This window comes from Bifidobacterium tibiigranuli (genome assembly GCF_022655035.1).
Lineage (GTDB): Bacteria > Actinomycetota > Actinomycetes > Actinomycetales > Bifidobacteriaceae > Bifidobacterium > Bifidobacterium tibiigranuli_A.
The window spans coordinates 59,689-86,620 of sequence record NZ_JALCUA010000003.1 but is presented as its reverse complement, the minus strand read 5'-3'; the positions used below and the strand labels follow the sequence as shown (position 1 = coordinate 86,620).

14 protein-coding genes, 1 tRNA gene and 3 pseudogenes are annotated in these 26,932 nt (G+C 60.6%); 11 read left to right on the top strand and 7 right to left on the bottom strand.

What is annotated here, in order from left to right:
* The first annotated feature begins 1,205 nt into the window (after positions 1-1,205).
* The 5 genes and pseudogenes from LKK40_RS04735 to LKK40_RS04715 all read left to right on the top strand — a co-directional run bounded on the left by LKK40_RS04735 (position 1,206) and on the right by LKK40_RS04715 (position 6,200).
* Complete coding sequence (locus tag LKK40_RS04735) at positions 1,206-2,189, top strand: DsbA family protein (protein ID WP_304309619.1); 984 nt, start codon at positions 1,206-1,208, stop codon at positions 2,187-2,189.
* A 189-nt stretch (positions 2,190-2,378) separates the two neighbouring features.
* Positions 2,379-2,452: transfer RNA gene (locus LKK40_RS04730), tRNA-Thr, on the top strand.
* A gap of 513 nt (positions 2,453-2,965) precedes the next feature.
* Complete coding sequence (locus LKK40_RS04725; protein WP_304309617.1) at positions 2,966-4,423, top strand: G5 domain-containing protein; 1,458 nt, start codon at positions 2,966-2,968, stop codon at positions 4,421-4,423.
* Positions 4,423-5,466: pseudogene (gene rsmA, locus LKK40_RS04720) on the top strand (16S rRNA (adenine(1518)-N(6)/adenine(1519)-N(6))-dimethyltransferase RsmA); the annotation flags it as partial. The gene LKK40_RS04725 and the pseudogene rsmA, both read left to right, overlap by 1 nt.
* A 107-nt stretch (positions 5,467-5,573) precedes the next feature.
* Positions 5,574-6,200, top strand: a complete 627-nt coding sequence (locus LKK40_RS04715; protein ID WP_304309615.1) for a LytR C-terminal domain-containing protein — start codon at positions 5,574-5,576, stop codon at positions 6,198-6,200.
* Positions 6,201-6,376: 176 nt separating this feature from the next.
* Here the strand turns inward: LKK40_RS04715 and LKK40_RS04710 are convergent.
* Positions 6,377-7,783 (bottom strand): annotated as a pseudogene (locus LKK40_RS04710) (CCA tRNA nucleotidyltransferase); the annotation flags it as partial.
* A gap of 85 nt (positions 7,784-7,868) precedes the next feature.
* On the opposite strand from LKK40_RS04710, the gene LKK40_RS04705 reads away from it, so the two are divergent.
* From LKK40_RS04705 to LKK40_RS04695, 3 genes are all read left to right on the top strand, one after another.
* Positions 7,869-8,654: an NUDIX hydrolase gene (locus LKK40_RS04705; protein ID WP_434735130.1), complete on the top strand. Its 786-nt coding sequence runs from the start codon at positions 7,869-7,871 to the stop codon at positions 8,652-8,654.
* Between the two features lie 121 nt (positions 8,655-8,775).
* Positions 8,776-10,887 (top strand): DUF6049 family protein, encoded by a 2,112-nt coding sequence (locus LKK40_RS04700; protein WP_304309611.1) that lies wholly within the window; start codon positions 8,776-8,778, stop codon positions 10,885-10,887.
* Positions 10,884-15,134 carry a murein biosynthesis integral membrane protein MurJ gene (locus LKK40_RS04695; protein ID WP_304309609.1) on the top strand — a complete coding sequence of 1,417 codons (4,251 nt, stop codon included), beginning with the start codon at positions 10,884-10,886 and terminating at the stop codon, positions 15,132-15,134. Before LKK40_RS04700 ends, LKK40_RS04695 begins: the two co-directional genes overlap by 4 nt.
* Positions 15,135-15,189: 55 nt before the next feature.
* Here LKK40_RS04695 and LKK40_RS04690 read toward each other — a convergent pair whose 3' ends face one another.
* Positions 15,190-15,678 carry a GNAT family N-acetyltransferase gene (locus tag LKK40_RS04690; RefSeq protein ID WP_304309608.1) on the bottom strand — a complete coding sequence of 163 codons (489 nt, stop codon included), beginning with the start codon at positions 15,676-15,678 and terminating at the stop codon, positions 15,190-15,192.
* Positions 15,679-15,933: 255 nt separating this feature from the next.
* On the opposite strand from LKK40_RS04690, the gene LKK40_RS04685 reads away from it, so the two are divergent.
* The 3 genes from LKK40_RS04685 (at position 15,934) to trxB (ending at position 19,554) form a co-directional block, all read left to right on the top strand.
* Positions 15,934-17,256: a PLP-dependent aminotransferase family protein gene (locus LKK40_RS04685; protein ID WP_304309606.1), complete on the top strand. Its 1,323-nt coding sequence runs from the start codon at positions 15,934-15,936 to the stop codon at positions 17,254-17,256.
* Positions 17,257-17,387: 131 nt separating this feature from the next.
* Complete coding sequence (locus LKK40_RS04680; protein WP_304309605.1) at positions 17,388-18,518, top strand: D-alanine--D-alanine ligase family protein; 1,131 nt, start codon at positions 17,388-17,390, stop codon at positions 18,516-18,518.
* A gap of 94 nt (positions 18,519-18,612) precedes the next feature.
* Complete coding sequence (gene trxB, locus LKK40_RS04675) at positions 18,613-19,554, top strand: thioredoxin-disulfide reductase (RefSeq protein ID WP_304309603.1); 942 nt, start codon at positions 18,613-18,615, stop codon at positions 19,552-19,554.
* A 249-nt stretch (positions 19,555-19,803) separates the two neighbouring features.
* Here trxB and LKK40_RS04670 read toward each other — a convergent pair whose 3' ends face one another.
* From LKK40_RS04670 to yidC, 5 genes and pseudogenes are all read right to left on the bottom strand, one after another.
* Positions 19,804-21,417 (bottom strand): ParB/RepB/Spo0J family partition protein, encoded by a 1,614-nt coding sequence (locus LKK40_RS04670; protein ID WP_304309602.1) that lies wholly within the window; start codon positions 21,415-21,417, stop codon positions 19,804-19,806.
* Between the two features lie 2 nt (positions 21,418-21,419).
* A complete protein-coding gene (locus LKK40_RS04665) occupies positions 21,420-22,364 on the bottom strand; it encodes a ParA family protein (protein WP_273328758.1) in 945 nt (314 codons plus the stop codon).
* A 1,002-nt stretch (positions 22,365-23,366) separates the two neighbouring features.
* On the bottom strand, positions 23,367-24,053 hold the full coding sequence (rsmG, locus tag LKK40_RS04660) for a 16S rRNA (guanine(527)-N(7))-methyltransferase RsmG (protein ID WP_304309600.1): 687 nt from the start codon (positions 24,051-24,053) through the stop codon (positions 23,367-23,369).
* Positions 24,054-25,105: 1,052 nt separating this feature from the next.
* Positions 25,106-25,636, bottom strand: a pseudogene (locus LKK40_RS04655) (protein jag); the annotation flags it as partial.
* Between the two features lie 281 nt (positions 25,637-25,917).
* On the bottom strand, positions 25,918-26,922 hold the full coding sequence (yidC, locus tag LKK40_RS04650; RefSeq protein ID WP_273328771.1) for a membrane protein insertase YidC: 1,005 nt from the start codon (positions 26,920-26,922) through the stop codon (positions 25,918-25,920).
* Between the last annotated feature and the right edge of the window lie 10 nt (positions 26,923-26,932).

Genomic DNA, 26,932 nt, shown 5'->3' with positions numbered 1-26,932 from the left:
GTTCGCGCCCCGATTTGTCCCCGCATCGACAGCACCGGCGACTGCAGTGCCAGCCGCAGCGCAGGCATCCACGCCAGACCCGGCAGGCACTCAGCAGCCAGTCGTTACGGCTCCGGAAGCCATGCCTCCCAACCCTGCGGATATCAGGCGCGCCCAAACGCTTGCACGCGGCCGCATCGCACTGTGGATGCTCACGATCCCCGTGGGGCTGCTCATGGCCGGAATGCCCGTCATAGCGCTAATCACCGTTACCGTGCTGCTGTGGATGCTGTTCGCCGCCGGCTTCAACGAGTCCGCACAGCTGGATCGCGAGGCCAGGCGCGGGGGAGTGCGCAAAGGCAGCGACACCGCGCTGCGCCTGGCCACGCTGCCCTGGCATATCGTCAAAGCCCTGCCAGCAGCCCTCGGCCACGCGGCGCTGCTGCTGGTATCGTCGGCGCTGATTACGGCTGTGGCCGCACTCGTTGTGCCGCTGCCGGTCGCCAAAGTGTACGTGCAATTGCATAATTGGGCGGTGCCCCTCCTGTTGCCGCCCGGAGGCACCTGGTCGGCAAGCGCCGCAGCGCTGGGCGCGGCCGGCGGCTTTGGCTGGCTGTTTGCAGTGCTCGTCATCCGCTCGGCGAATCTTACGCTCGGAGCCGGCTCGCTGCTCACCGCACCGCCGAAACCGCGCGCAGACAAGGCAGCCGCAACAGGCGCAGACCAGGCGCATGCGGGCAGTGGATACGCAGGCGAAGCGCGGCAGCAGCTCCCAGCGAACAGCACCGAAACCGGCACCGAACCGCCACGCGCAAACACAGGCACAAGCCTGCTCAGGAAACGCGTGCTCATGCCAGCGCTCTGGGTACTCGTAACGCTGGCGGCGCTGGCCGTGCTGGCAGCCAACCAGCCGATATCCTGGGAGCCGCTGATGGCCCTGGCCTCGTACGCGTAGGCCGTACACATAGGCAACACATAGACGTGCCCAGCCTCCGCCAACTCACGCCGCCGAATCTCAGCACAAAGCACTAAGCCACAAACGCCAAGCCCCTGCCCCACCAAACACCAGCAAACTTTTACGCCCCATTGCCCGAACATACAGGGTCATCCGTTATGATGGGCGGCGGTAATTGTGTGAAAGGTCGTGGAGAGTCCGCGTTGGACACGCGGCACGGCCTCCACCAGTATGAATAGCATGAACATTCATCACAGCATGAAGGACAGGCATGGCAGGCACGAACAGTCAGGACAACAAGAACAAGGCGGCCAAGCGCCAGGCGCGCGCCGATCGCCAGGCCGCGACCGCGGCGGCGCAGCAGGCGCAGGCCGAGCAGGCGGCCAAGGAGCGCCGGCAGCAGACGATCATCGGCGCAGTGGTCGTTGCCATCGTCGTGGTGCTTATCGCGGTCATCGGCATCGTGGTCTACCACAACGTCCACAAAAGCAACGCCACGAAGAATCTCACCGTCCAAGACGCTTACTCGCAGCTGCAAAACGTAAAGAGCACGCCGAAGGGTGCCAACGACAAGGGCGGCTTCCTGATCTCGAAGGACGGCTACGGCAAGAAGGTGGCGGGCGTGCCGACGGTGGGCGAGTACTTCGACCCGCTGTGCCCCGGCTGCGCGAACTTCAACCGCGAGGTCGACCCCACCCTCAAGTCCCTGATGGATGCCGGGCAGATCAATCTTGAGCTGTATCCGATGTCCTTCCTGGACGGGTCGTCCACCGACCAATATTCCAGCCGCGCATCCGGCGCAATCGCCTATATCGCCGGCCACGACGACAATCCGGACCACCTGGTGAGCTTCATCGCCAGCATCTACGCCGCGAACTTCCAGCCCGAGGAGGGCCAGAATTACAAGCCCGTCAGCGACGACGCCCTCAAGGAGCAAGCGCTGAAGGCCGGCGTGCCCGAGTCGGTGGCGAGCAAGGCCTTCGGCCGCGAGTACCAGGACTGGCTCAGCGCGATCAACACCTACACGCCGAAGCGCCCCGAGCTGTGGAACACGGAGGGCCAGAACAAGGGCGCCATGACCACGCCGACCGTGACCTTCAACGGCACAACGCTGGACATGACCAAGGTTTCCAGCCTTGGCATGGACTTGAAGACGGCCGTGCTGAACTCGATCGGACTCACATCGAGCCAGGTCGGCAAGGAAGGCCAGCTGCCGTCGATCGGCGCAAGCGGCAAGCCTGTCAGCCTGGGCTAGCCCGGCTGACACGCGCGAGCGGCATCCGGCTATATGCCAGTCGCATAAAGGAGTAACGTAAGCTCCGAGTTGTGGGGCAGCAACACGCGACATACGCTATCGTACTTTGTGTGCGGCTGCTATGCTTGTCATTCGTTCCCGTAAATCGCCACCGCCGGTTGTGCGGCGACCTGCGCAGGAGCGAGGCAGGCCTCCTTAGCTCAGATGGCCAGAGCGGCCGCCTTGTAAGCGGCAGGTCGTCGGTTCGATCCCGACAGGAGGCTCGAAATCGTGAGGGATGGCGTAGAGTGGTAGCTACGTATTCCATACGATTGAAAGAAACTTACCCTCGAGTAAGGTGTCAGAAGTCTTAACCCCCCAACTGGAGACTTCTGACCGTCGAGATGGCACCACCCCAACCGGTGTCATCTCAAGGGGGGCGGAAAAATCCCCTTCTCTTCCGCCCCCCACTACTTCTCCGGGGAACTGCGATGATGCACTTCCCCGGGAAATTCGGACAATGCCTGCGGCACACTGCCTCGCGCTACCGACAGCGCAACCCTGTCACAGCTCAGCACAGCCAACTCACAGTCCTGCTACAGCACCGCTACAGCACCGGCGCAGCTCCAACGCAGCCATGCCACAGTTTCCTCGCAGCTTCGGCGCAAATGTAAGGAAATAGCTGACGCTTGGTGCTCCTTGCTGACCGCGAGGCCAGAAAACGGTAGAATGCAAGCCGTAGCATCCGTGCGGGGCGCAGCCGTGCCTCGCATCGGCAAAGCAGGAATGAGGACGATATGGCATATCGGTGGACACCGCAGCGGTTTGTGACGCTCCGGCGCATCCGCATCATCTGCTGCGTGGTATCCCTTGTGCTGGCCTCCGGCCTCACCTTTGGGCTCACGGCACGCAAAACCGTCGCGCTGAGCGTCAACGGCGATACCCGGACAGTCAGCACCTATGCGACGAGCGTGGCAAGGCTGCTGCAGGAGCAGCATGTGGACATCAAAACACACGATTTCGTGCAATCCACGTCGGGCAGGAGCCTCACCGACCATGCCGTGGTCACGGTGCGCAGCGCCTATCAGACCACGATTACGATCAACGGCAAGGAAGTTCCTTTCTGGACGGTGGCCACCAGCGCCAATCAGCTGCTGGGCTTCTTCGCTGAGAACGAACATCAGGCTTCCAAAATCACCGTCAACATCGGCAATATCTACAACAAGCTAACCGGCGGTCTGGTCATCAACACCAACGGCCCAGTCACCGTCATCGCGGACGGCAAGACCTCCCAGGCACCGGATGGACGCCTCCCCGCCGCCTCGATCCTGGATTCCAAAGGCATCGTGCCCGGCAAGAACGACCGCATCAGCGTTGAGAAGGACGGCACCGAAACCATACTGCGCGTACAGCGCGTCACCCACGGCGAGCAGACGCGCACTGTTGCCATCCCCTTCAGCACCCAGACCATCATCGACCCCTCGCTTGAGCCGGGACAGACGGTGATCCAACGCCAGGGCGTGGACGGCGAGCGCCAGGACGTGATCGACGTCACCTACGTCGACGGCAAGGCGGAAAGCGAAAGCGTGCAGTCGCAGACGACCACGAAGGTCGCAATCGATCGCATCGTCGCCGTAGGGCCGGATAAGCCCAGCACATCGACGGACGACAGCAAGGCAAAAGTGGACAGCAAGTCGGATTCCAGCACAAGCAGCCCCAGCAGCAGTGCCAGTGGCGATGCCACAGCGACGCCAAGCCAGCAGCCGAGCTCCACGCCGAGCCCGAGCGACACGCCATCGACGTCTCCCGCACCTGCACAGCCGGTCACTCCTACGACTGCGCCTACGTCTGCCGCGCCTGCACCTGCACCAAAGCCCGCACCCGCTCCGGCACCAGCCCCTGCACCCGCACCGGCGCCTGCTCCCCAGCCCACCGGGCTATGGCATCCCTCTGCGGCCCAGGCTCAGGCCTACGCGGCCGGAGCAGCCGCACAATATGGCTGGACCGGCCAGAATTGGAGCGACCTCGTCAGCCTGTGGAACCGGGAATCGAGCTGGCAATGGTACGCGGAGAACAGCTCCTCTGGCGCCTACGGCATCCCGCAGTCGCTGCCCGGCAACAAGATGGCTGTGTTTGGCGCCAATTGGCGCGATGACGCCGCCATCCAGATTGACTGGGGGCTGAACTACATCTCAGGTGTCTACGGCAGCCCGTCTGCAGCATGGGCGCATTCCAACAAGTATGGATGGTACTGATGGCGTCCACGCCGCCCCATGCGGGGCAGCACGCGCCGCTACCGGTCGATGAACCGAGCGGAGCCGCAAACGCAGCTGACGCAAGCGGGCATCTGCTCGGCGCGGCCGACATCCGCCGCATCGCGGCCGAAGCCGGCATCAGCCCGACGAAAAAATACGGGCAGAACTTCGTCATCGACCCGGGAACCGTGCGGCGCATCGTGCGCGAAGCCGGTGTGCAGCCCGGCGACCATGTGCTTGAGATCGGCCCGGGGCTTGGCTCGCTGACCTTGGCGCTGCTCGAAGCCGGCGCCGTAGTCGACGCCGTGGAGATCGACCCGGAGTTGGCCGCACGGCTGCCGCGAACCGTGGCGCAGTTCATGCCGCAGGCGCAAGGCAGCTTCGCCGTGCTGCAACGCGACGCGCTGACCCTGCAGCCGAGCGATCTGCCAAGACTCGAATCGTGCGAACGTTTCACCCTCGTCGCCAACCTGCCCTACAACGTGGCCACGCCGATTGTGTTGACGCTGCTGGAGCGATTCGACAATCTCGACCACTTTCTCGTCATGGTGCAAAAGGAAGTCGCCGACCGGTTGGCGGCGACGCCCGGCGGCAAGGTCTACGGCACGCCGAGTGTGAAGCTCGCGTGGTACGGCACCGCCGAACGGGTGGGACTCGTAGGGCGCAACGTATTCTGGCCAGCGCCCAACGTCGATTCGGCGCTGGTGGCCTTCTCGCGCAGCAGTGACCGCCATCCCGACGGTGGCGCTGCTGACAACAGCGACAGTGCCGACAGTACCGATGGCATCAACAACACCGCTGATTCCAACACCCACACCATCCACACCACCCACACCGAAGAACCGCATGAGCCCGGCGAGCGCGAACGGGTGTTCCGCTTGATCGATGCTGCGTTCGGCCAGCGTCGCAAGACGCTGCACGCCGCGTTGCGCCGCCTGGTGCCCGACGAGGCCTACGCCCGAGCCGGCATCGATCCGACCCGGCGGGGCGAGACGCTGACCATCGAGGAATTCACGACGCTGAGCCGGGCCATGGGGTCCTGCGAGGCGTCAGCCAGTGACGGTACTGTGAATCCAGACATGGTGCATGCAACCGTGCATGCAACCACTGTGCATTCAGATACTGGCTTGGAGCAAAGAGGATCAGGGATATGACCGGAGCATTCGATGAGCGCGAGGCGCGCAAGGAGTACGTTCGCCACCGTCAGACCATCGTATTCAGCATTGTTGCCACAGTGCTGGTCGTCGCGCTGATCATCGCCACGCTCTTCTACACGCACATTCTGGGCCGGGCGGCCAGCACGTCGCCCGCGGCACAGCCGAATTACGGCGTCCAGGTGCCATGTGCGCCGAAGGATCAGGACGGCAACGCCAGCAAGTACGCGGACAATGCGAGCGTGAGCGTGCGGCTGCTGAACGGCACTAAATTCACCGGATTCGCCAAAGCCGTCGGTGACGCCTTGGCGAATCGCAACTTCAAAGTGACCGCCATCCAGACCTACAATCGGCAGAATGTGGAGCGCACCACCATCTACTTCGGCAAGGGCGCCATCCCGCAGGCGTATACGGTCGGCGCGAACTTCACTGATGCCATCCTGAAAATGGACGACCGCCAGGACAATCTTATCGACGTGGTGCTGGGCGCGACCTTCAACGATCTCAAGACGCAGAAGAAGGTTCCTGTCGCCGGTGGCAACATCACCAGCATCGCAGGCTGCGTGCCGGCCGACAAAATGACCAAGCTGCCCCAGGCCATCCAGCACGACCCTGCACAGTAGGTTTCCGGCAAGGACCGCGGCGGCTTTTTCGATCCACTAGTCAGTCTGTGAGCGAACGGTGCTGCGCACCGTCCTTCGGCCCCTTAGCGGGGCCTCACTTCACCTACCCGCAGCCCACTGGGCTGCGTGCTTAACGGTTCAGCACTGCGTTGTCCGCCTAACGACTCAGCAGCTTGTTCACTAAACCACCGATGCAGTTCCGCAACAGCCGTCTCATGCTCGACCGGGCCGTTATCCAGGCGATATTCGAGCATGTGCTTGTAGGCCTTGCCGACCAGCGGGCCGGGCTTGATGCCCAGAATCTCGATGATCTCGTTGCCATTCACATCCGGCCGGATCGCCTCGAAGTCCTCGCGCTCCTTGAGCTCGCGCACGCGCTGCTCCATCTCGTCCATCGCCGCGGAGAACTGCATGGCCTTGCGCTTGTTCTGCGTGGTCGCGTCGGCGCGGGTCAGGCGGTTCAGCCGCTCGTACAGATGCCCGGAGTCCTTCACATAGCGCCGCACAGCGGAGTCGGTCCATGGTTCGTCCACATAGCCGTGGAAGCGCAGATGCATATTGACCAGCTCGCTCACATCGTCGATGGTGTGCCGGTCGAAATGCAGCGCCTTGAGCCGTTTGCGCGTCATCTTCGCGCCTACTGCGTCATGATGATGGAAGCTGACCTTGCCGCCCGGCTCATAGCGCCTGGTGCGCGGCTTGCCGATATCGTGCAGCAGCGCAGCCAGCCGCAGCACCGTATCGGGCGCGGGCACCGGGCCGTCGGGGCCGGTTTCCAGCTTCACCGCGCGGTCGAGCACTTCCAGGGAATGCTCGAACACGTCCTTGTGACGGTGATGCTCGTCGATTTCGAGGCGCAGCGCCGGGACTTCCGGCAGCACGATATCGGCCAGCCCCGAGTCCACCAGCGCCTCGACGCCTTCGCGCGGGCGGTCGGAGAGCATGAGCTTGACCAGCTCGTCGCGCACGCGCTCAGCCGAAACGATGCCGATGCGCTCCACCATGTCGCTGATGGCCTCGGCGGTGCCGGCCTCGATGCGGAAGCCGAGCTGCGCCACGAAGCGCACGGCCCGCATCATGCGCAGCGGATCGTCTTCAAAGGACTGGTACGGGTCCACCGGCGTGCGCAGCAGCCCTTTGGCCAAGTCGGCCGCGCCGCCGAAGGGGTCCACGAATTCCAGCTCGGGCACGCGCAGCGCCATCGCGTTCACCGTGAAATCACGACGCGACAGGTCGCCGTCGAGCGAATCGCCGTAATCGACTTCGGGCTTGCGCGAATCCGAATCGTACGTATCGCTGCGATATGTCGTTATCTCGGCCTGCACCTCGGTGCCGTCTTCGCGCCGACGCATCGCTCCCAGCGTGCCGAATTTGCGGCCCATGTCCCAAAAGCCGTCACGGCCCCAATGCCGCAGAATCGGCTCGAACTGCTCAGGACGTGCCGAAGTGCAGAAATCCAGGTCATGCGAGCGCCGATGCAGCAGCATATCGCGAACCGGGCCGCCCACCAACGACAGCTCATAGCCCTGAGCCGCGAACAGCCGCCCCAATTCAACGGCCTCAGGCCATACTTCGAACTCCACGCTCATCCTTCTCCTCATTCCTACATGTGCTGTTCCCAGCATACCGTTACCCCACCTGCACATAGCGTTGAGTATGGTGGAGAACATGATTACACCCGCGGATCTGATACGCATGCTCAGCCATGCCGCGGATGACCATGCCCAAAACGCGAATCCCGCCGATCAACTGCGTTATACCTCGCAGTCCGCCGAGCCTGCTGCGCCGCTTGACACTGCGGATTTCGACCACGCGAATTCCAATCACGCGAACGCTGACGCAGCCGTGGACGCGGCAGCCGCAGCGCCGTCGATACCCATATCGTCAATCACAATGCCGCCAATCACAGCGAACGACGCGCAGTCTGATGCTCCAGCACCCGCGATGACGCCCGCGATGATGCCCGCGCACCGCAGCGCCGAAGGGCCTACGACCTTCGCTTCGCTGGACGCGCAGGAGCTCCCGGTGGTGCGCGAATACTCGGCCGGCGGGCTGGTGTTCGACGAACTCGACCGCGTGGCGATCATCGCGCGCCATTCGCGCAGCGGACATCTCGAATGGTGCCTGCCCAAGGGCCATATCGAGAAGGGTGAGACGCCGCGCCAGACGGCCGTGCGCGAGGTGTGCGAGGAAACTGGGATCCTAGGCGAGGTCGTGGATTCCATCGCCACGATCGATTATTGGTTCACCGGCACCAACCAGCGCGTGCACAAGCTCGTCCACCACTTTGCGCTCAGGCGTGTCAGCGGCGAGCTGAGCGTGGAGGGCGACCCCGATCATGAGGCCGAGGAGGCCATCTGGGTGCGATTCGATGATTTGGACAATGTGCTGAGCTATCCTAATGAGCGTAAAATCGCGTGGCTGTATGCCCGAAAACTGAACAGGCAGGCCTGATTTGACCAAACATGCATGTGGCGCAGCACGCCCGCATCCCCATGCGCACCGATTTGCGAGCCGGTTTGCAGTGCTCGTCGTCGCCATGATGACATTGCTGACATTGCTGACGGCTTGCCTTGTGACGCCGTCCGCATTCGCCGACACCGGCAACGGCAGCGATCAAGGGCAGGGGCAGGCTGCGGCGAGCGTGTCGATAGTCATCGCATCGGCAACGGCGGTGGTGACCGCCAGCTCCGGATATCATCTCAAGGCCACGCTCAAGAACGGCACGTCTCACGCGCTGCCGGAAGGCACCGTCGCCTTATCGACCAATATCTTCTACGGCTTCGTCTCACGCACCGACATCCAGCAATGGGCGCAGGGCGAGGCACCCATCCCTACGCCCGACCAGCTCGGGCAGGCGCACGTCGCGGCGCTGAATCCGGGCGCAAGCGCCACGGTGAGCATCGATGTGCCCGCGAATCAGGACCGGCTCAAGGCCATGGTGAACTGGGGGCCCAAGCCGCTGCTGCTGAGCTACAGCAGCACGGACGGCACAAAGACGCAGACCACATCGTTTCTCACCCGTTCGCAGGACGGCCTGAACACGGCCGACACGCCTGCCATAGGGCTCACGGTCACCATGCCGCTGACCGGCGACAGTTGGCAGCTTGACGACAACGCCGCCGGCACGCTGCTGACCGGCACAGGCGATGCGGCCGCCAAGGTCACGCCGAACGATGCCGTAACGCTGCGCAATGGCACAAGGCTGCCCCATGACACCGAGCAACTGCTCACCCAGCACCCGATGCTGCAGGCCGTGGCCGACCCGGCATATCTCAAGGCGCTGTCGCTGCCGCCGCGCAGTGTCGGCATCATGCAGCCCGGATATTTCGACATCACCGGATACACGGCCAAGGGAAACCCGCAGGCCTATGCGGATGCCGGCGTAGACACCGATGCCTGGAATGCGAGCACCGCCACCGTGCAGCTGCGCGACGCGCTGGGCGACCAGTCGGCGAGCCAGCCCGCATATGCGTGGCAGGGTTCGGGGCAATGGAGTGTGCAGGCGCTTGACCAGGCCAAACGCCAGGGCTTCTCGACCGTTATCGCCAGCAGCGGCTTCGACGACCAGGACGCCGCCACCGTGCATACAGGCAAATACATCGTGCCGACCGGGGATGGCGATGTGACAGTGCTCTCCGCCCAGCGCGAGCTGAGCAGCCTGGCGAACGGTCATATGTCGAATGCGAGCGCGAACGGCGAATCCAGTCCCGCCGGCCGCATCGCCCGCTTCATGGCGCAGAGCGCCTTCTACCAGATGGAGCAGCCCTATACGGCACGCAACCTGCTGGTGTGCCTGTCTGCCAACGCCTCGGCCGCCGATGCCAACGCGCTTATGGGCGCGATCGAACAGGCACCTTGGCTTGGCCTCACCTCGCTGGACGCGCTGTCCGCATCCGAACCATACGCCTCCGGCAGCGACGCTGCATCGCTGGCACCCAGCGACAGCGGCATCGCGCAGCAGGGGATGAAAGCGCTCGATGACACGCTGCGCACACTGCGCAGCACCCGAGGCGACATTTCGCGCTTCGCCGCCTCGATTCTCGCCTCCGCAACCCCCCAGCCCACCGCCAGCGGCTCCCCTTCGGCAAGCGATGCAGGCAGTCCGCAGGCCCTGGCCCAGCAGAACGCCAACACCAGCGGCAAGCAGGACAGTACCGGCTGGATATCACAGGTCATGGCCGTGCACGACCGCCTCGCGCTGCGCGCCCTAGGCGGCAACGCCCCCGTGCGTGAGCGCATGACCGCAGGGGCGCGAGACCTGGCTTCCAAGCTCATGGGAGGCGTCGCCATCACCCCGACGGAACGGGTGACCGTGGTGAGCGAAACTGCCAGCATGCCCGTCACCGTCAGCAACAACCACCCTTATCCGGTCCGCGTGCGCATCTCGTCATTAACCGATTCGATGGAAATCGTCACCACACGCTTCTCCGATGTCGACGTGCCGGCGCACGGCAGCACACAGACGACCTTCACCATCCGCGTCTCGACCACCGGCAGCGCCACCGCCCGGCTGACCCTGCTCGACCGCGACGGCAAGCAGTTCTCCGCCCCCAAGTACACGCCGATCATCAGCACCCTGCAAATCAGCGACACCAGCGGCTTCGTATTCGTCGCCGTCGCCGTCGCGCTCGGCCTGCTGGGCCTGTGGCGCCAGTTCCACCGCAAGAAAGATCCCGACGAATGAGCTCATCAGTTGGCCGCAACTCCCTGATCATGGCGACCGGAACCGCAGCCTCACGCCTCACCGGCCAGATCCGCACGATCCTGCTCGCAGCCGCCATCGGCACGACGGGTCTGGCGGCGAACGCCTACCAGGCCGGTTCGATGATTCCCCAGGTGGTGTTCACGCTGGTCTCCGGCGGCATCTTCAACGCGGTGCTCGTGCCGCAGATCGTGCGCACGCTGCAGCAGAAGGACGCCGAGGACAGGCTCAACAAGCTCATCACCTTCGCGGTCGTGCTGCTGCTCGCCGTCACGCTGCTCATGACCGCCGGCACGCCGCTGCTCACGCGGCTCTATGTCGGCGGCGGCTCCGACATGCTCGCCCTGACCAACGCCTTCACGCTGTGGTGCATGCCGCAGATCTTCTTCTACGGCCTGTACACCGTCGTCGGGCAGATTCTGGCCGCCAAGGACCACTTCGGCACCTATGCGTGGAGCTCCGTAGGCGCGAATGTCATCAGCAGCGTCGGCTTCGTGGCGTTCATCGCGCTGTTCGGCCGGGCCGACCGCCAGCCGCTCGGTTTCTGGACCACCGGCAAGATCGGACTGACAGCAGGTATGTGGACGCTGGGCGTCGCCTTCCAGGCACTGGTGCTGTTCCTGCCGCTGCGCAAGGCCGGCATCCGATACCGCCCGAGCTGGGGACTCAAGGGAATCGGGCTGCGCGCGATGGGGCCTGTCGCCGCCTGGAGCGTGGGCATCGTGGCCGTCGAGCAGCTCGCCACGATTATCAACACCAACGTCACCACCAGCGCGCCCGACAGGGCTGCGCGGCTGCTGGGGCTGAGCCAGTTCGATGTCGCCGGCAACGCCAGCTACCAGAACGCCTACACGATTTACATACTGCCGTATTCGCTTATCGCCGTTTCGGTGGCTACGGCCATGTTCCCGCGCATCTCACGCGCCGTCGCCGGGGCCGATATCGCGTCGGCCCGCGCGAGCCTGAGCCAGTCGCTGCGCAATGTCGGGCTGATGATGTGCTTCTTCACCGCGGTGTTTCTCGTGATGCCCACGCCGATCACGCTGGCGCTGCTGCCTTCCATAAGCGTGCATGAGGCGGCGCTGATGGCAGGACCTCTGGTGGCGCTGGCCGTCAACCTGCCCATGGCGAGCGCCTATCTCATCATCCAGCGCACCTTCTACGCCTTCGAAGACGGCAAGCATCCCTTCCTCTTCATCGCGCTGCAGTCCGGTCTGCAGCTTGTCGTGCTGCTTGCCGGCGTGCTGCTGCTCTCGCCAGTGCATTGGGCGATGCTGCTGGGCGCATCGATTTCCATCGCCTACCTGCTGGCCTTCCCGCTGCTGGCCCGCATGCTGCGCAAGCGCTTCGGCGGCTTCATGGACGGCCGGCGCATCCTGCGCACCTACGCCAAGGCGCTCGTAGCCGCTGCCGTGGCGGTGCTGATCGGATGGCGGATGAGCCGACCGGTCTACGCGCTGGTCGGCGCGCATATGAGCGGCATGGGCCTGGGCAAGGCAGGCGGGGCGATCGGCGCTGATGGCAGCATGAGCTGGCTGCAGGCCGTCGCGGCATGCTTCCTGCTTGGTGTGCTGGTGAGCGTGCTGTATGCGCTCGTGCTGTGGCTGGCGCGCACGGAGGAGTTCACGGCGATGGTCGGGGCGATGGTCGCTCGCCTTGCCCGCCGCGTACGCACGGCTCCGTCCAGTTCGGCCGGCTCGGCTGGCTCTCCCAGCCCTCGTGCACATGGCACTGAGCAGCCGCACGCCGCACGCCGGTCGAATGCTGACGAACCAGCCGGCCGCACTCGCGTCGTCAGCGCTACCGCGCCAGCCGCCGCAACGTCTTCCACAACGTCTTCCGCAGTGGTGCCGCCGCCGATGTTCGACCCCAAAACCCATGAGCTGGTCAGCCGCGATTCAGGCCCGTCCAAGGCCCAGATTTCGGCCATCCCCACCGGTAGAATATCCACAGCGCCGCAAATGCCAGCGCTGCAGCCGCGCCACGGAGTTGAAGGAATTATGAAGCCTGAACTGGGAGATGTTGTCATCAACCGCTATACCTTGGTGTCGCTGCTGCGTGACGAGCCGGGGCTGCATGCCTGGAAGGCGAACGACCGCGCGCTGGCTCGCGATTGCCAGTTGTTCATCGTCAATGACGCCGAAGCCATCGACCAGGTCAACGACATCGCCTCCTCGCTGGTGCTGTCGAAGAATCCGCATGTCACCCCCGTGCTGCAATTGCAGCAACGCGAAGGCGTGGCCATCGTCGTCACGCAGCTGGACGCCGGATCGGCGTTGCGCGAATACTGCCAAGGACGCGCGGATCGCATGCTCGGCTTCGCCGCGATGCGTTCGATTCTGGGCGAGGCGGCGCAGACCGCCCAGCAGCTGCTTGCCGGGGGCACGGAACGTCTCGTGCTGGATACCGACACCATCCGCATCACCTCCCGGGGCATTCAGCTCGCCGATGTGCCTTTCGGCCCGATTATGGCCGACACCGTCAAACCGCCGCAGGGCATTCATGGGGAGCAGCTCGCCACCTGGCAGCTCGCAGCAGTGCTGTACGCAATGCTCACCGAAACCCCTTCGGGCCAGATTGCCGGATTCGACCCCGCCCGCATTCCGCAGGACACCCCCGACGAATTCATGCTTATCTGCAAGCGCGCCCTTCACCTGCACGGCGAGGGCGAGAGCTATGCCGTGCCGATGGTGACGCTGGGCGAGTTCTCCGCGCTGCTGGGCGATTGGAAGCCAGTGAATCAGCTGACGCCGTTGGACCTCACGAAGCCTGCGTCGGACGGCCCGGCCTCCATCACGCTTGTGCCGCTGCTCACCGATAACGGAAGGCGTCTACTGGAGCTTCCTGACGCGATCTTCACCAGCGCCCGCCCATCGTATGACACTGCATCCAGCGCAGCCGCCGGTACTGCAGATACGTCTGCCGCACCGGGCGCATCGGCTTCGGCTGCCGGGGCCGCAGGCGGAATCGCCGCCTTGGGCACCGGCTTCAGATCCCTTTGGGGCAAGGGCAAATCCGCGCTCGGCCAAACCGAGCAGGCAGCCGATGCACAGCTCGGCGACGTGCCCGATTTCCGCGACGTGGCGGCCAGCGAGATGGCCGAAATCATCGCCCCGGACGAACCGGATTATGGCACGCTGTTCTCGAACTTCGATTTCAACGCGGAGCAGGGCGACAGCACCGGCACCGGGCCCATGCAGTTCGACTTCTCCACGCAGATGGTGAACCCCGTGGGCTTCGAGGAAAGCCCGGCAACCGGTTCCTTCGAGGCGACCGGACGCATTCCCGTCATCGACAGCGACGGCCACGCGCTCGCCCCGGGAGCCGAGTCCCAGCGCGCGCTTGCAGCCGAGCAGGCCCAGCGGGAGGCGGCCGCGCTGCCGCCGAGCTTCACGCCTGCCGCTCATGCTCATGGCACTCACTCTTATGGCACCGAGCAATCGGCCAATCCTGCGGCTGGCGTGGCAGGAGCTGCGAACCCGACGGTTCAGCCGAATTCGCCGAAACCCTCCGCAGGCGATGACGAAGACATCGCCGACGCACCGTTGTTCGGCAAGATTACGACCAAGGTCGTCGCCATCGTGGCTGTGGCCGTCATCGTCATTACCGCGCTCGGCCTAGCGATGCACGGACTGCTCAATCACGGCTCCTCCGCCGTCGGCGGCTCCCAGACGAACCAATGGCCCACCACCAATCTCAACGATGTGCCCTTCGGCGGCAACACCGGCAGCCCTGATAACAAGGCCAGCGCCGGTGCCGGCAAGGACGCGGCCAGCCCCAAGACCACACCCAAAGCCACCACGAACGCCCCTGAAGCCGCGAAGAAGCCGGCCCAGCCCAGCATCATCACCGCTGACAGGAACGTTGGGCAGGTACCCGCACCCAAGGTGCCGCTAAACAGCACGCCCTTCGACATCGACAAGCAGGAGTTCCTCACCAACCCCGGCGGGCAGCGCGGATACGCTTACTACATGCATCTGAGCCAGCCGCAGAACGCCTACCGTTTTGTCATCAAGATCCGCTCCTCGGGCGGCACCGCGTACCTGCGTGCCAACACCGCCAACAATCCCACGCAGGGCCAGCAGGTCGCCCAGTTCTCCTTCGACGCCAGCGGCACCACGAACGTGAAGTTCACCAAGCCAGTCAACGCGCAGGACTTCCTGCTCTGGGTCCCTGCCGACAGCCTACCCGGCAATCAGCTCTACATCGATTCCGTGCAGCTCTTCTAACCGTTGGACGCTGCTTGGACGGGGGCTAGCACTACAAAACTGACGCTAAGCCTCGTTATACGCGCAAATCACCCAGATCTTTGATGGCCCAGCGGTTCATGGCACCGTGCTCGCCGCCGGGCAGCGGACCGTCCAGGAACGCAAAGCCGTAACTGCGATATAGTTCTCCAGCGACCCCAAGCACGCTATGCGTCTCAAGGTAGCAGCGGTCAAAATACTGTGCAGCGAAGGGCAGCGCCGTGTCGATCAGCGCCTTGGAATAGCCGCGGCCCCGGTACGCGGCATCGACATACAGCTTCTGCAGCTCGCAGACGCCTTCTGCCCCCGCAACGGGCGCAATACCCACGCCGCCGACGACCCGGCTGTCTTCCTCGGCCACCCAGTAATGCCGGTTCTCCTGCGCGCCATAGTATTCGGCGAGCCGGTCGAGCTGCGGGTCGAAATACGCGGTCCCCGGAATGTCGAGTCCTGCCGCATGCAGACTGGTCCGGACGATCGCGGCGACGGCCGCATCATCGGCGGCCTCGATGGAGCGAATTCTCATATCACGGCATCCTACCCGATGCCCGGCATGGCTAAGCTGCACCGCCACCCAGCACCGCCACCGCACGCCCGCTCGCGTGTCGAAGTCGTGACATTTCTCACGCGACTGGTGACAGTTACACCCGGTCGACTAGAGTTTCTCTATACGTTGAATTCCGCGAGATAGCTGGCCATGCCTAGCACGCACGGCCAGCATGCCTTCTCGCGGATCACGACTTCGACACGTCGTGCGCGCATCGTGAAGAAAGGCTCTAGCATGTCCGAAACCGACACTCCTCCATCCTCGAAGGTCATCAGGAACGACCCTTGGTACGGCTCGTATGCCGCCCGCGCGGAGGCCATGCGAGCCTCCGAGATCCGAGCGTTGTTCGCCGTGGCATCGAGGCCGGAAGTGGTTTCGCTCGCCGGTGGCATGCCCTACCTCGAATACATGCCGTTCAAGGAGCTCTCCGAGCTCATCGCCAAGATGATGGTCGAGAAGGGCGATGTGGCCTGGCAGTATGGCTCCGCCCAAGGCGACCCGCACCTGCGCGAGGATGTGCTGCAGATCATGGAGCTTGAGGGCATCACTGACGCGCAGCCCGACGACGTGGTCATCACCAACGGCTCGCAGAACGCGCTTGACCTCATCACGCGCATCATGTGCGACCCGGGCGACGTCGTGCTTTCCGAGGCGCCGAATTACGTTGGCGCGCTCGGCGCGTTCCAGTCCTTCCAGGTCGAGGTCGTCAACGTCATGCTTGACGAAAACGGGCTCATCCCCGAGTCCCTCGAACAGACCATCGTCGAGCAGCGCAAGCTGGGCAAGAAGGTCAAGTTCCTCTACACCGTGCCGAACTTCCACAATCCGGCTGGCGTGACGCTGAGCGTCGAGCGGCGCCCGCGCGTCCTCGAAATCGCCCGCAAATACCATGTGCTCATCGTCGAGGACAATCCCTACGGTCTGCTCGGCTTCGACGGGCAGACCTACCCTGCGATGCGTTCGATGGACAATCAGAACGTCGTGTACCTCTCAAGCTTCTCGAAGATCATCGCCCCGGGCATGCGCATCGCCTGGATGGTCGCGCCCCCCGGCATTCGCCAGAAGCTCGTGCTGGCCAACGAGGCCTCGGTGCTGTGCCCGCCGAATATGAGCCAGTTCACCATCGCCACGTATCTGGACAACTTCGATTGGAAGAAGCAGATCAACGACTACCGCGGCATGTACAAGAAGCGCTGCGATACGATGGACGCCGCGCTGCACGAGTATCTGCCCTACTGTTCGTGGAACAAGCCCAAGGGCGGCTTCTACATCTGGCTCAAGATCCCCGAAGGCCTCGATTCGCGCGCGATGCTGCCACGCGCCGTCACCGCCAAGGTCGCCTACGTGGCCGGAACCGGCTTCTACAATAACGGCGAAGGCCGCGACCATATGCGGCTGTCCTTCTGCTACCCCACGCCTGACCGCATTCACGAGGGCATCCGCCGCCTCGCCAGCGTCATCGACGCCGAGCGCGAGACGACCGAGCTCTTCGGCACCGGCGGCGTGCCCGATGCCGACCCGCGCGACCCCGAATACCCCGGCCCGCAGGTGCAGTAGACCGTAGCAGCGCGATTGCGTGCGGCTTTGGCGGTGCGATACTCGACTCGCCTCGCACGCAATCCTTTCAGACTCATAACGAAAACAGGCAGCAACGAATACATTGCACCATTGCAAGAAAGGCGAATGTCATGGCAACGATCAAGGACAATCCCCCCAGCGAAGCGACAGCGGATTCTGATTCCCTCGGCGACGAGGGCGAGGCACATGCCGGGCAGGTTGCGGCAGGCAAAACCGGCACCAGCACAGGCAAGGCTGCCGGCAAGGCTTCGGTCACCCTGCGGCCGCGCAACGAAACCTCGGTGCTGATCATCTGCGGAGGCCTGAGCCACGAGCGCGATATCTCGATCAGCTCCGGCCATCGCGTCGGCGGCTTCCTGGAGGACGCCGGCTGGCAGGTGCGCTACCACGACATGGACAGCGAGCTGCTGCAGTATCTCTCTGACCCCGCCACACGCCCTGATATCGTCTGGCCGTTGCTGCATGGAGCCAACGGCGAGGACGGCTCGATTCGCGACATCCTCGAAATGGAAGGGCTGCCCTACATCGGCTCGCGGGCCAAGGCCTCACGCACCGCGTGGAGCAAGCCCATCGCGAAGAACGTCGTGCGCAAGCTCGCGGGATTGAGCACTTCGCACTCCGTTACGCTGCCCGAATCGATGTTCCGCGAGCTGGGCGTGGGCAAGGTCATCGATCTGCTGGTCGATTCGCTCGGCCTGCCGCTGTTCATCAAGCCTACGATGGGCGGCTCCGCGCTCGGCTGCACGCTCGTGACCGATGCGAAGCAGCTGCCGCAGGCTATGGTCAGCTGCTTCGCCTACGGCGAGGTCGCGCTGGTCGAGCGGGCCATCAGCGGCACCGAAGTATCCGTCTCAGTGCTGGATATCGATGGCGAGCCGCTGGTGCTGCCGCCGCTGGAAATCGTGACGCCGAACGGCACGTACGACTACGACGCCCGCTACACCCCTGGCCCCACGGACTTCTATGTGCCCGCGCGCCTTCCCGCCGCAGTGCTCAAAGCCACGCAGGATGCCGCCTTGGCCGCGCACAGGACGCTAAGCCTGCGTGACCTCTCGCGCACTGACTTCATTGTGGACGCCGATGGCATCCCGCAGTTCCTCGAGTCGAATGTCACCCCGGGCATGACCGACACCTCGCTGCTGCCGCAGGCTGCGGTCGCCGCCGGCTACGACCTGGCCGACCTGTATTCGCAGCTTGTAGAGTCGGTGTTGCGCCAGGATCGCGCTCAGCCGCATCGCTGAGGGCTGTGAGGGTCGCTGAGCCAAGCCTTAGGCATTACCATTCCATTGCGCTCAAGGCTCAGTTGCAAGCACCGGTGATGGTACCGTGGTGCCCATGACTGAAAACATACGCGACGCAGTGATTATCGGTTCCGGCCCTGCCGGCTATACGGCTGCGATTTACCTCGCCCGCGCCGGCTACCAGCCCTTGGTTATCGCCGGAGCCATAACCCCCGGCGGCCAGCTGGTGAACACGACCGAAGTGGAGAACTATCCGGGCTTCCCGGACGGCATTCTCGGGCCGGATCTCATGGATGCGATGCAGCATCAGGCCGAGAAATTCGGTGCGGAGATCGTCTTTGATGACGTCGTATCCGTCGATCTGACGGCGGGCGTGAAAAGCGTCACCTGCGACGGCGGCGACACCTATCAGGCCCGCGCGGTGCTCGTCACCACCGGCTCCGATTTCAGGAAGCTGGGGGTGCCCGGCGAGGTCGAGTATTCAGGCCGCGGCGTCTCCTATTGTGCCACGTGCGACGGCTTCTTCTTCCGTGATAAGCCCATCGTCGTGGTTGGCGGCGGCGACAGCGCCTTCCAGGACGCCGACTTCCTCACTCGTTTTGGCTCCTCGGTCACGCTGATTCATCGCCGTGGCGAGTTCCGTGCCTCCAAGATCATGGTCGACCGCGCCAAGGCCAATAGCAAGATCTCCTTCGTGCTTGATTCCGTCGTCGAGCAGGTCAACGGCAACGACAAGGAAGCCGAATCGGTCACGGTGAAGAACGTCACCACCGGCGAAACTACGACGATCCCCGCTAACGGCGTCTTTGTTGCCATCGGGCATAATCCCACCACCGCGTTCCTCAACGGCGCTCTGGCGCTCGATGAGCATGGCTACATCACCACTGATGGTGACTCCACGCGCACTTCGCTGCCCGGAGTCTTTGCAGCAGGCGATTGCGTCGACAGCGTGTACCGTCAGGCCATCTCCGCCGCTGGCATGGGCTGCCGCGCCGCGCTCGATGCGCAGGCGTACCTGACCGAACTCAGCGCGTGATGCCGGAATAACGGTCATTGCTGGTTGTGCTGCCGGTTGAGTACCGATACGATGCTAGGCGCCTACGACGCAGGATTCAGTAGGCATGTGCGATAAAGAATGGGGCTGCGAACGAAAACATTCGTTCGCAGCCCCATTCTTTATCATTGCTGCATATAGTCGTATCGCCATAGCGTAAATACGTTTATGTAGAACATAGTTGGAACTACACGCTACTCTCTACGCACCACGATCAGCGTTGGCTTCGCCTTACACCCAGCCCGATTCGTTGGTGGTGGAGATGGATGAGGCATTGCCCGGCATCAGCAGACTGACGATACGATCCATGTCCTCAGGCGAAGAGAACACGATTTCGATTCTGCCATGTTTCTGATTGCCTTTGATGGCGACTTTGGTATCAAAATGATTCTCCAAATTGTGCTGAATCGGCGAATCAGCCCATGGGTTGTTACGCATTTGCTTTGTCTTCTTAGGCTGCTCTTCGCCTAAGGTTTTCAGCGCTACGATTTCTTCGGTGCTGCGCACGGACAAGCCTTCTGCGATGATTCGCGTCGCGAGCTTATCCATATCCTCAGTAGTCGAAAGCCCCAGCAGCGCACGCGCATGGCCTGCGGAAAGCACGCCGGCGGCTACTCGCTTCTGCACTGACCCCGGAAGATTCAGCAACCGAAGCGTATTGGCTATCTGCGGTCGCGATTTTGAAATCGAATGCGACAACTCAGCCTGAGTCAACCCAAATTCCTTGATCATCTGCTGGTATGCCGCAGCCTCTTCCAAAGGATTGAGGTTGACGCGGTGCAGATTCTCCAACAGCGCATCACGGAGCATGTCGTCATCCGCCGTGGTTTTCACAATAGCCGGTATCGTATCGAGTCCGGCCATTTGCGAGGCGCGCCACCGGCGCTCACCCATAATCAGCTCGTATTCGCTGTCCAAACGGTCCTGCGCCGGCGTGCCGATAATGGACGATAGCGAATCCTGAACCCGACGATGGGCCACTGCCGTGGATTCAGCATTGCCATTGCGCTCATTAGCTGATGCTGAGCTTTGTGATTGCGACTGTGCTTTCGCCTTCTGAGAGGCGTGGAAAGCGGCAATCTGGTCCTCGGGGCGCTTGCGCACGACAATAGGCTGCAGCACACCGACCTCTGTGATGGAATCGGCAAGTTCCTTCAGCTCATCCTCATCGAACACCGTACGCGGCTGATGGATATTGGGTCCTACATCAGACAGCCTCAATTCGGCAAGATATCCGCCATGAACAGGGGCAAGTTCAACGGAGCTTTCATGCAGTTTCTTGCCAGCGCCAGTGCTTTCGACAGCAGACGATGTTTTTGGCGCGCTCGTAGTGGAAGCAGCTGGTTTGGAAGTCGCGGCCGTTCCTGCATGATTCTGCTCGTGATTGTCAGATACAGCTGGAATGTATGGCTTGCCAGAGTCGGTCCCAAAGAACATATCGCTCGGATGAGTCATCTCATGAAGCGTAGGTATGCTCGCTCTCTTTTTTTTCTTCGTTCTCGATGTTTCACGTGAAACATTCGTTGCTGAAGCAAGTGTCTGCTGCACTTCCTCATTCTTGCCTATTAATGGAGACAAAGGCTTTTTAGTCTCACGATGGGCTTTAGCAGAATCACTATTAGCTGTCGATTTTTTAGCAGCTTCCTTTGCCGTAATATCCTGTTTGCTCTTTTTCGTCGTGGAAGGAGTAGGGACCGCTGATTCGTCTCCCGACGTTGCCGAATCCTTCGGCGTGGTCATTACCGTGTTGTTTCGCGATTCTGCTGTTGCAGCAGTCGGAGTTTCACCGGGAAGATCAGGGAACAGCGCGCCCAGCCCTTTGCCCAACCGTGATTTCCGTGCCATAATCAGTGTTCTCCTTGCTTCGACTCAATTGCGGCCAGAACCGACGGCGACCGCCGCGCGATTTCAAGAGCCGCCTCCACGTAGGCCACAGCCCCGATTCCCCGTGGATCATATCCGATAACCGTTTGCCCAAAACTTGGTGCTTCGGATATCTTCACTGTTCTCGGGATGGTTGTCTCCAAAACAATATTGGGATAATGCTTTTTGACTTCCTCGAATACTTCACGACTCAGCAAGGTTCTTCGGTCAAACATGGTAACGAGCATCGTTGAAACCAGCAGATCGGGATTATAGTGCTCCTGCACGAGGCCGATAGTATTGATTAATTGTCCCAAGCCTTCCAATGCATAATATTCCGCTTGGATGGGAATCAGCATCTCGTTCACCGCGCACATGGCGTTGATGACCAGCAATCCAAGGCTCGGTGGACAGTCTACAAAAACATAATCGAAATGCTCGTCACTCCGTGCAAGAAAACGCTCCAAAGCATGTTTCAGCAGGTAGGTTCTCTCCTCCATGCTGGCCACTTCAAGTTCCGCTCCGCTGAGATCAATGGATGACGGCACGACTTCCAAACCATCAAAGGCTTCGCAGGGTTGCTTCACCTCAGATATATCAAGTCGACCTTCCAAAACGTCGTAGACTGAAGAATCTCCGGAACTGTGTCGTATTCCGAACGCTGTCGATGCATTGCCCTGAGGATCCATGTCGATGACGAGCACGTGTGAACCGGCTTGTGCCAAGGCCGCTGCTATATTGACTGTCGTTGAGGTCTTGCCTACGCCGCCTTTTTGATTGGCAACCGCGATGAACCGAGTCGACGCAGGCTGAGGGAAACTCGCATTACGAAGTCGTTCGTAGCGCGACGTCGTTTCAGACATCTCCGCGCCAAGAGAACGTTGTGAATCGCCAAAAATGCGCTTGATCGTATCTGCGGCAGATTCCATGGCAACGTTTCTCCTTCTCGATGCTGTTCAGTCATTTATCATCCGTTGATGCACCTATCTACAATATGACAGTTGTTCCAGTTTCGTCATGCGGGTGGACAGATTGACGTGTTCGCGACATGTTAACAAATGTGGATAACTGTGGATAAATAATCCCTATGCTGTGCATAACACTATCATTCGGAGCTCAATGCTCAATAATTACAACGTTTCTCTGAATTCTTTGGTTGTCCACATTCATTGTGGACAACTTTTACGTTAGTGTTTGAATGTGGATAACTATTTTTATACACCGCTATATCAATGTTTCACGTGAAACATTTCCGTGGACTCATTGTTAGTGCATCTGTTTGAACTCTGTGCGTTTACACGCGCAATGTCTGACGACAATCCCTACGATGGTCTGACAATATAGCCTTACATATTCGCCGTCGAACTAGACTTTGAAAGAAATACGCGCATACATTGCTGTTTTGAAGTCTTGTTTTGCCTATGGCTAGAACCAACTAATACACGTATGCCTGCAACCTTGATGACTCAGAAAAATCTAAAGCATGCCAATGACACCTATAACTATGCCTCAAGAAAGCATAATTCATAACTGTGAGCAAACCACTGACTCCGGCAACAATTACACCAACCGCATTGTGCCATTAGCATTTCGATGACATATAAAGACAAGAAGACGGCAATACCATTTCGATTCGCCTTAAAAACCTAGATGATGCTGCATTACATCAGAGCACTGTCTCATATTTGCATACCGTATCGATAAGGCATGCATTCACCAGCACACACGTTGTACCATCATGTTTTAAAATTTTGAATCAACACGGTAGGAAATCAGCACAGTAGAGAAAGGCTGCGGGTTCAACTGTAACCGCAAACACATCACAACCGCATGAAATATGTGCAATGTACTATCAGCGGTAACGCACAGTGTCAATCATCGTTGAGCACTGCAAAGCACACAATATCATGTACAGCGATTAGCCAAACGCACTATCGCTTATCGACTATCACAACGTGTGTGGGTTCTAAGCCAGGAGCCACTGCTGCCTCCACAACATAAGGGTGCAATCCATGTGCTTTTGCTATCGATGCAGCACCCCTTTCGATTTCTTCCTGCGCCGATTTGCCCTTAAGGGCAATGAGCTGACCTTGCGGTTTCAGCAACGGCAAAGTCCAGGCGCTGAGCTTACGCATGGGTGCCACAGCTCGACAGGTGACTACTGCAAAGGGATGAATCGTGCGATCCTTCTTCATTTGCACGATGATGTCCTCAGAACGAGAACGCAGTACATGAACATTGTGAAGCCCCATGAGCGCTACGCATTCATTCAACCATTCGCACCGCCGCTCCATAGGCTCAATAAGAGTAAATTCGTGATCAGGAAGGCACGCAGCAGTAACCAGCCCTGGAAAACCACCGCCACTCCCGACATCAGCAACCGTCTTGTACCGCTGCCCTGCTGTCGCCTGTGTGATAAACGGCACGATAGCCGCAGAATTCAGGATATGTCGCTCCCAAATGATGTCGACATCACGAGGACCTATCAGTCCGCGGAGCTCTCCCTCCTCAGAAAGTTTCACGTGAAACATTTGGCAAGGGGCGAAGGCATCACCCAAAACCTGCTGCGCGATACCCGATTCCTCTATTTCAGAATCCGTTTTCACCTCATACTCCATATGCATTGCTCCTCTATCACAACAAACTCTGTCATCTATCAAACCACAGCCACACTACTCACATCCTACTTATCAGCAGGTGCAATACTCGAGTCCCATGTCACGCAGCAACACAACAACATCGCTATATCGTGGCATCACAATAATGTGGCATCACGATACCGTGGTGCAGCAACACAACGATACGTAAACAATATAAGTTTCAGCAAAACATGATAATCATACTTCACAGTATTCAACGAAATCAGACTGAGCACCAAAATCAAGCTAAGTATCATAAGCAATTCCATCACAATAATTTCAGCAAACCTTACTGACCAATCACCATGCCTCGTAGCGCGAAGAGAATACACATACATATAGATATTGTGTTTGTGTAAAACACTACCAATCTTCGAAGGAATGAAAACCAAGTGGGTGCAAACACAGGCAGTAAAAGACCGAGGAAGTAACAGCACAGTCGCCATCACTGTCGTGACCTTACGACTGTCTTGTTCGAGTAGCTAGCTAAATACATCTCGAATCATAATTTTGCCAGGAAAACCGAAAGTCGCCAGACTGCCATTCCATGCATAAGCCTCACCGCACAACCTGCAGTCACCACAACAACCCGAACAAATAGAGGCCAAAACGACAGGAACCACGGCACCGCAAGGCCTAGTTGTCAGAAGCCAAACACAACATGACAGACCTTGAGACGCCGCAACCACGCATCAGCCAACCACACACCGTACTATCAGACGTGCATCACCACACATGCACCAGCAGATGAGCAACAGCCCGAATCAGTACAACAGCCCCGCCTGATTCTGCGCGATTACAGCCCGACCAATTGCAGCCCAACCGATTCAACCATGCAAGTGCAGTCTTACTTACGCTTCAGCTTCCGTATCGGCACTATCCTCAGTCACAGCTTCAGCCTCGTCGATATCGTCAGCCTCATCGGCCTCGACAATCTCATCCGTTTCCTCATCCGCAACAACATTCAGATCGGTCGTTTCAGCCTCGTCAGTCGTCCCAGCTACTCCATCAACAACCGCTCCATCAACGACTTCATCATCCGCATCTTCATCATCCGCAAGATCCTGATCCGAGGCACGCAGATAGATGCTGACATAGCGATGCGGTTCCTCGCCATGCGAACGCGATTTGAATCCCTCCTCGCGCACGAGGTCATGCACGACCTTGCGCTCGAAGGAGTTCATAGGCCTGAGGTCGACGGCGTCGCCGGTCTCCCTCGCCTCGTCAATGGCATCAAGCGCGAGATCGCGCAGATGCTGGCGCTTACGCTTGAGATAGCCATCGACATCAAGAATCAGATGCGAGCGATCACCGGTCTTCTGCTGGACAGCAAGTCGGGCGAGCTGCTGCAGCGCGTCCACGACTTCGCCGTTGTGCCCAATCAGATGCTTGATGTCATCGCTGTCATCGGCCACGATTTGCACCGTAGGACGGTTGTTGCGCACGCCCAATTCGATGTCCCCATCGTAATCGGCGATGTCAAGCAGACCCTCGAGGTAGTCGGCGGCGATATCGGCCTCTTGGCTGAGCTGCTCGATCGTCTTCGATTCTTCCTGAGCCATATGAACTCCTTTATATGCCCTTATGTGTCCCGTTATGCGTTATGTATGCCATTGTGGCTGACAAGTTTCTGGTTGTCCAGTGTACTCGCGGAAGCTCTGCGATGCGCCTGCCGACTACCGATTGCGGGCGGTTTCACGTGAAACACCGAAACAAACGTACGTGCAACACCAGCACCACCAGCAAAACCAGTAGCCACACCAAGTTCTACCCGGCCGCGCTATGCCCGTCTCGCTGTGGCCCGGACCCGCCCCGCTATGCCCAATCAGGCAGTCAGCACAGTCTACTTCTTGCGCTTCTTGCGCTTGGGCTGCTGGCGCTGGAATCCCTGATCTTCGCGATGCTCGGCCTGCTCCTTGGCCTGGACCAGCTCCTGTTCCTCAAGCGAGATTTCGCCGGCACGCTTCCTGCGCGCGTTCTCACGCGCATGGTCACGTACCTTCTTCTCCTCGGCCGCAGGAGACCCAGGAGTCGGGAAGGTGTAGACCTGCCACAGCGAGCGAAGCATGTTGGCTATGTTGTTGGTCAGCCAGTAAATCAGCACGGCAAAGGGCATGGTGAAGCCTGAGAAGATGTACATGATCGGGAAGACCCAAGTCATGGCCTGCTGCATCTTGTACTGCTGGCCCTCCATCTGCTCACGCGGCAGGTTCTTGCGCATGTTGTTGAACTGCATGAACCACATCGCCGCGCACATCAGGGCGACGAAGATGCCGATGACGATCTTGCCGGAGGTCGCGGCCATGCCGAAGTTGTTCGTGATCTTGACGCCGAGGAAGCTCGTGTGGGCAAAGTCTGCCGCGGTGGCCTTATCGAAGGCGCCGAGCGGCTTACGCACGCCGTTGGCGATATACTGAATCGCCGACAGCATATAGAACATGCACATGAACACCGGGCCCTGAATGAGCATCGGCAGGCACGATCCGGCCGGATTCGCGCCATTGTCCTGGTAGAGCTTGGACATCTCGCGGCTCAGCGCCTCGCGGCTCGCCGGATCCTTCTTGCCCTTGTACTTGTTCTGGATGTGCTTCATCTGGGGCTGCAGCGCCTGCATCTTGCGCATCGACTTGATCTGCCGAACGAAAATCGGCAGTATGCAGGCATGGACCACCAGCACCAGAAACACGATGGACAGAATCCACGAGGCACCCTCGGATGGCATGCCGAGCAGCACGAGGAACCTGTGGAACAGGACCATGATCTGTGACATAAGCCATTCGATCGGGGTCAGAATCTTGTACACCCAGCCGAAGAAACCGCTGTCCAAGAGGAATTTATCTGGATTCATGGTACTAAAC

Bases quoted from the DNA above. Each gene is read 5' to 3' on its own strand.
- LKK40_RS04735 (WP_304309619.1), top strand. From the start codon at position 1,206: ATGGCAGGCACGAACAGTCAGGACAACAAGAACAAGGCGGCCAAGCGC.
- LKK40_RS04725 (WP_304309617.1), top strand. From the start codon at position 2,966: ATGGCATATCGGTGGACACCGCAGCGGTTTGTGACGCTCCGGCGCATC.
- LKK40_RS04715 (WP_304309615.1), top strand. From the start codon at position 5,574: ATGACCGGAGCATTCGATGAGCGCGAGGCGCGCAAGGAGTACGTTCGC.
- LKK40_RS04705 (WP_434735130.1), top strand. From the start codon at position 7,869: ATGATTACACCCGCGGATCTGATACGCATGCTCAGCCATGCCGCGGAT.
- LKK40_RS04695 (WP_304309609.1), top strand. From the start codon at position 10,884: ATGAGCTCATCAGTTGGCCGCAACTCCCTGATCATGGCGACCGGAACC.
- LKK40_RS04690 (WP_304309608.1), bottom strand. From the start codon at position 15,678: ATGAGAATTCGCTCCATCGAGGCCGCCGATGATGCGGCCGTCGCCGCG.
- LKK40_RS04685 (WP_304309606.1), top strand. From the start codon at position 15,934: ATGTCCGAAACCGACACTCCTCCATCCTCGAAGGTCATCAGGAACGAC.
- LKK40_RS04680 (WP_304309605.1), top strand. From the start codon at position 17,388: ATGGCAACGATCAAGGACAATCCCCCCAGCGAAGCGACAGCGGATTCT.
- trxB (WP_304309603.1), top strand. From the start codon at position 18,613: ATGACTGAAAACATACGCGACGCAGTGATTATCGGTTCCGGCCCTGCC.
- LKK40_RS04670 (WP_304309602.1), bottom strand. From the start codon at position 21,417: ATGGCACGGAAATCACGGTTGGGCAAAGGGCTGGGCGCGCTGTTCCCT.
- LKK40_RS04665 (WP_273328758.1), bottom strand. From the start codon at position 22,364: ATGGAATCTGCCGCAGATACGATCAAGCGCATTTTTGGCGATTCACAA.
- rsmG (WP_304309600.1), bottom strand. From the start codon at position 24,053: ATGGAGTATGAGGTGAAAACGGATTCTGAAATAGAGGAATCGGGTATC.
- yidC (WP_273328771.1), bottom strand. From the start codon at position 26,922: ATGAATCCAGATAAATTCCTCTTGGACAGCGGTTTCTTCGGCTGGGTG.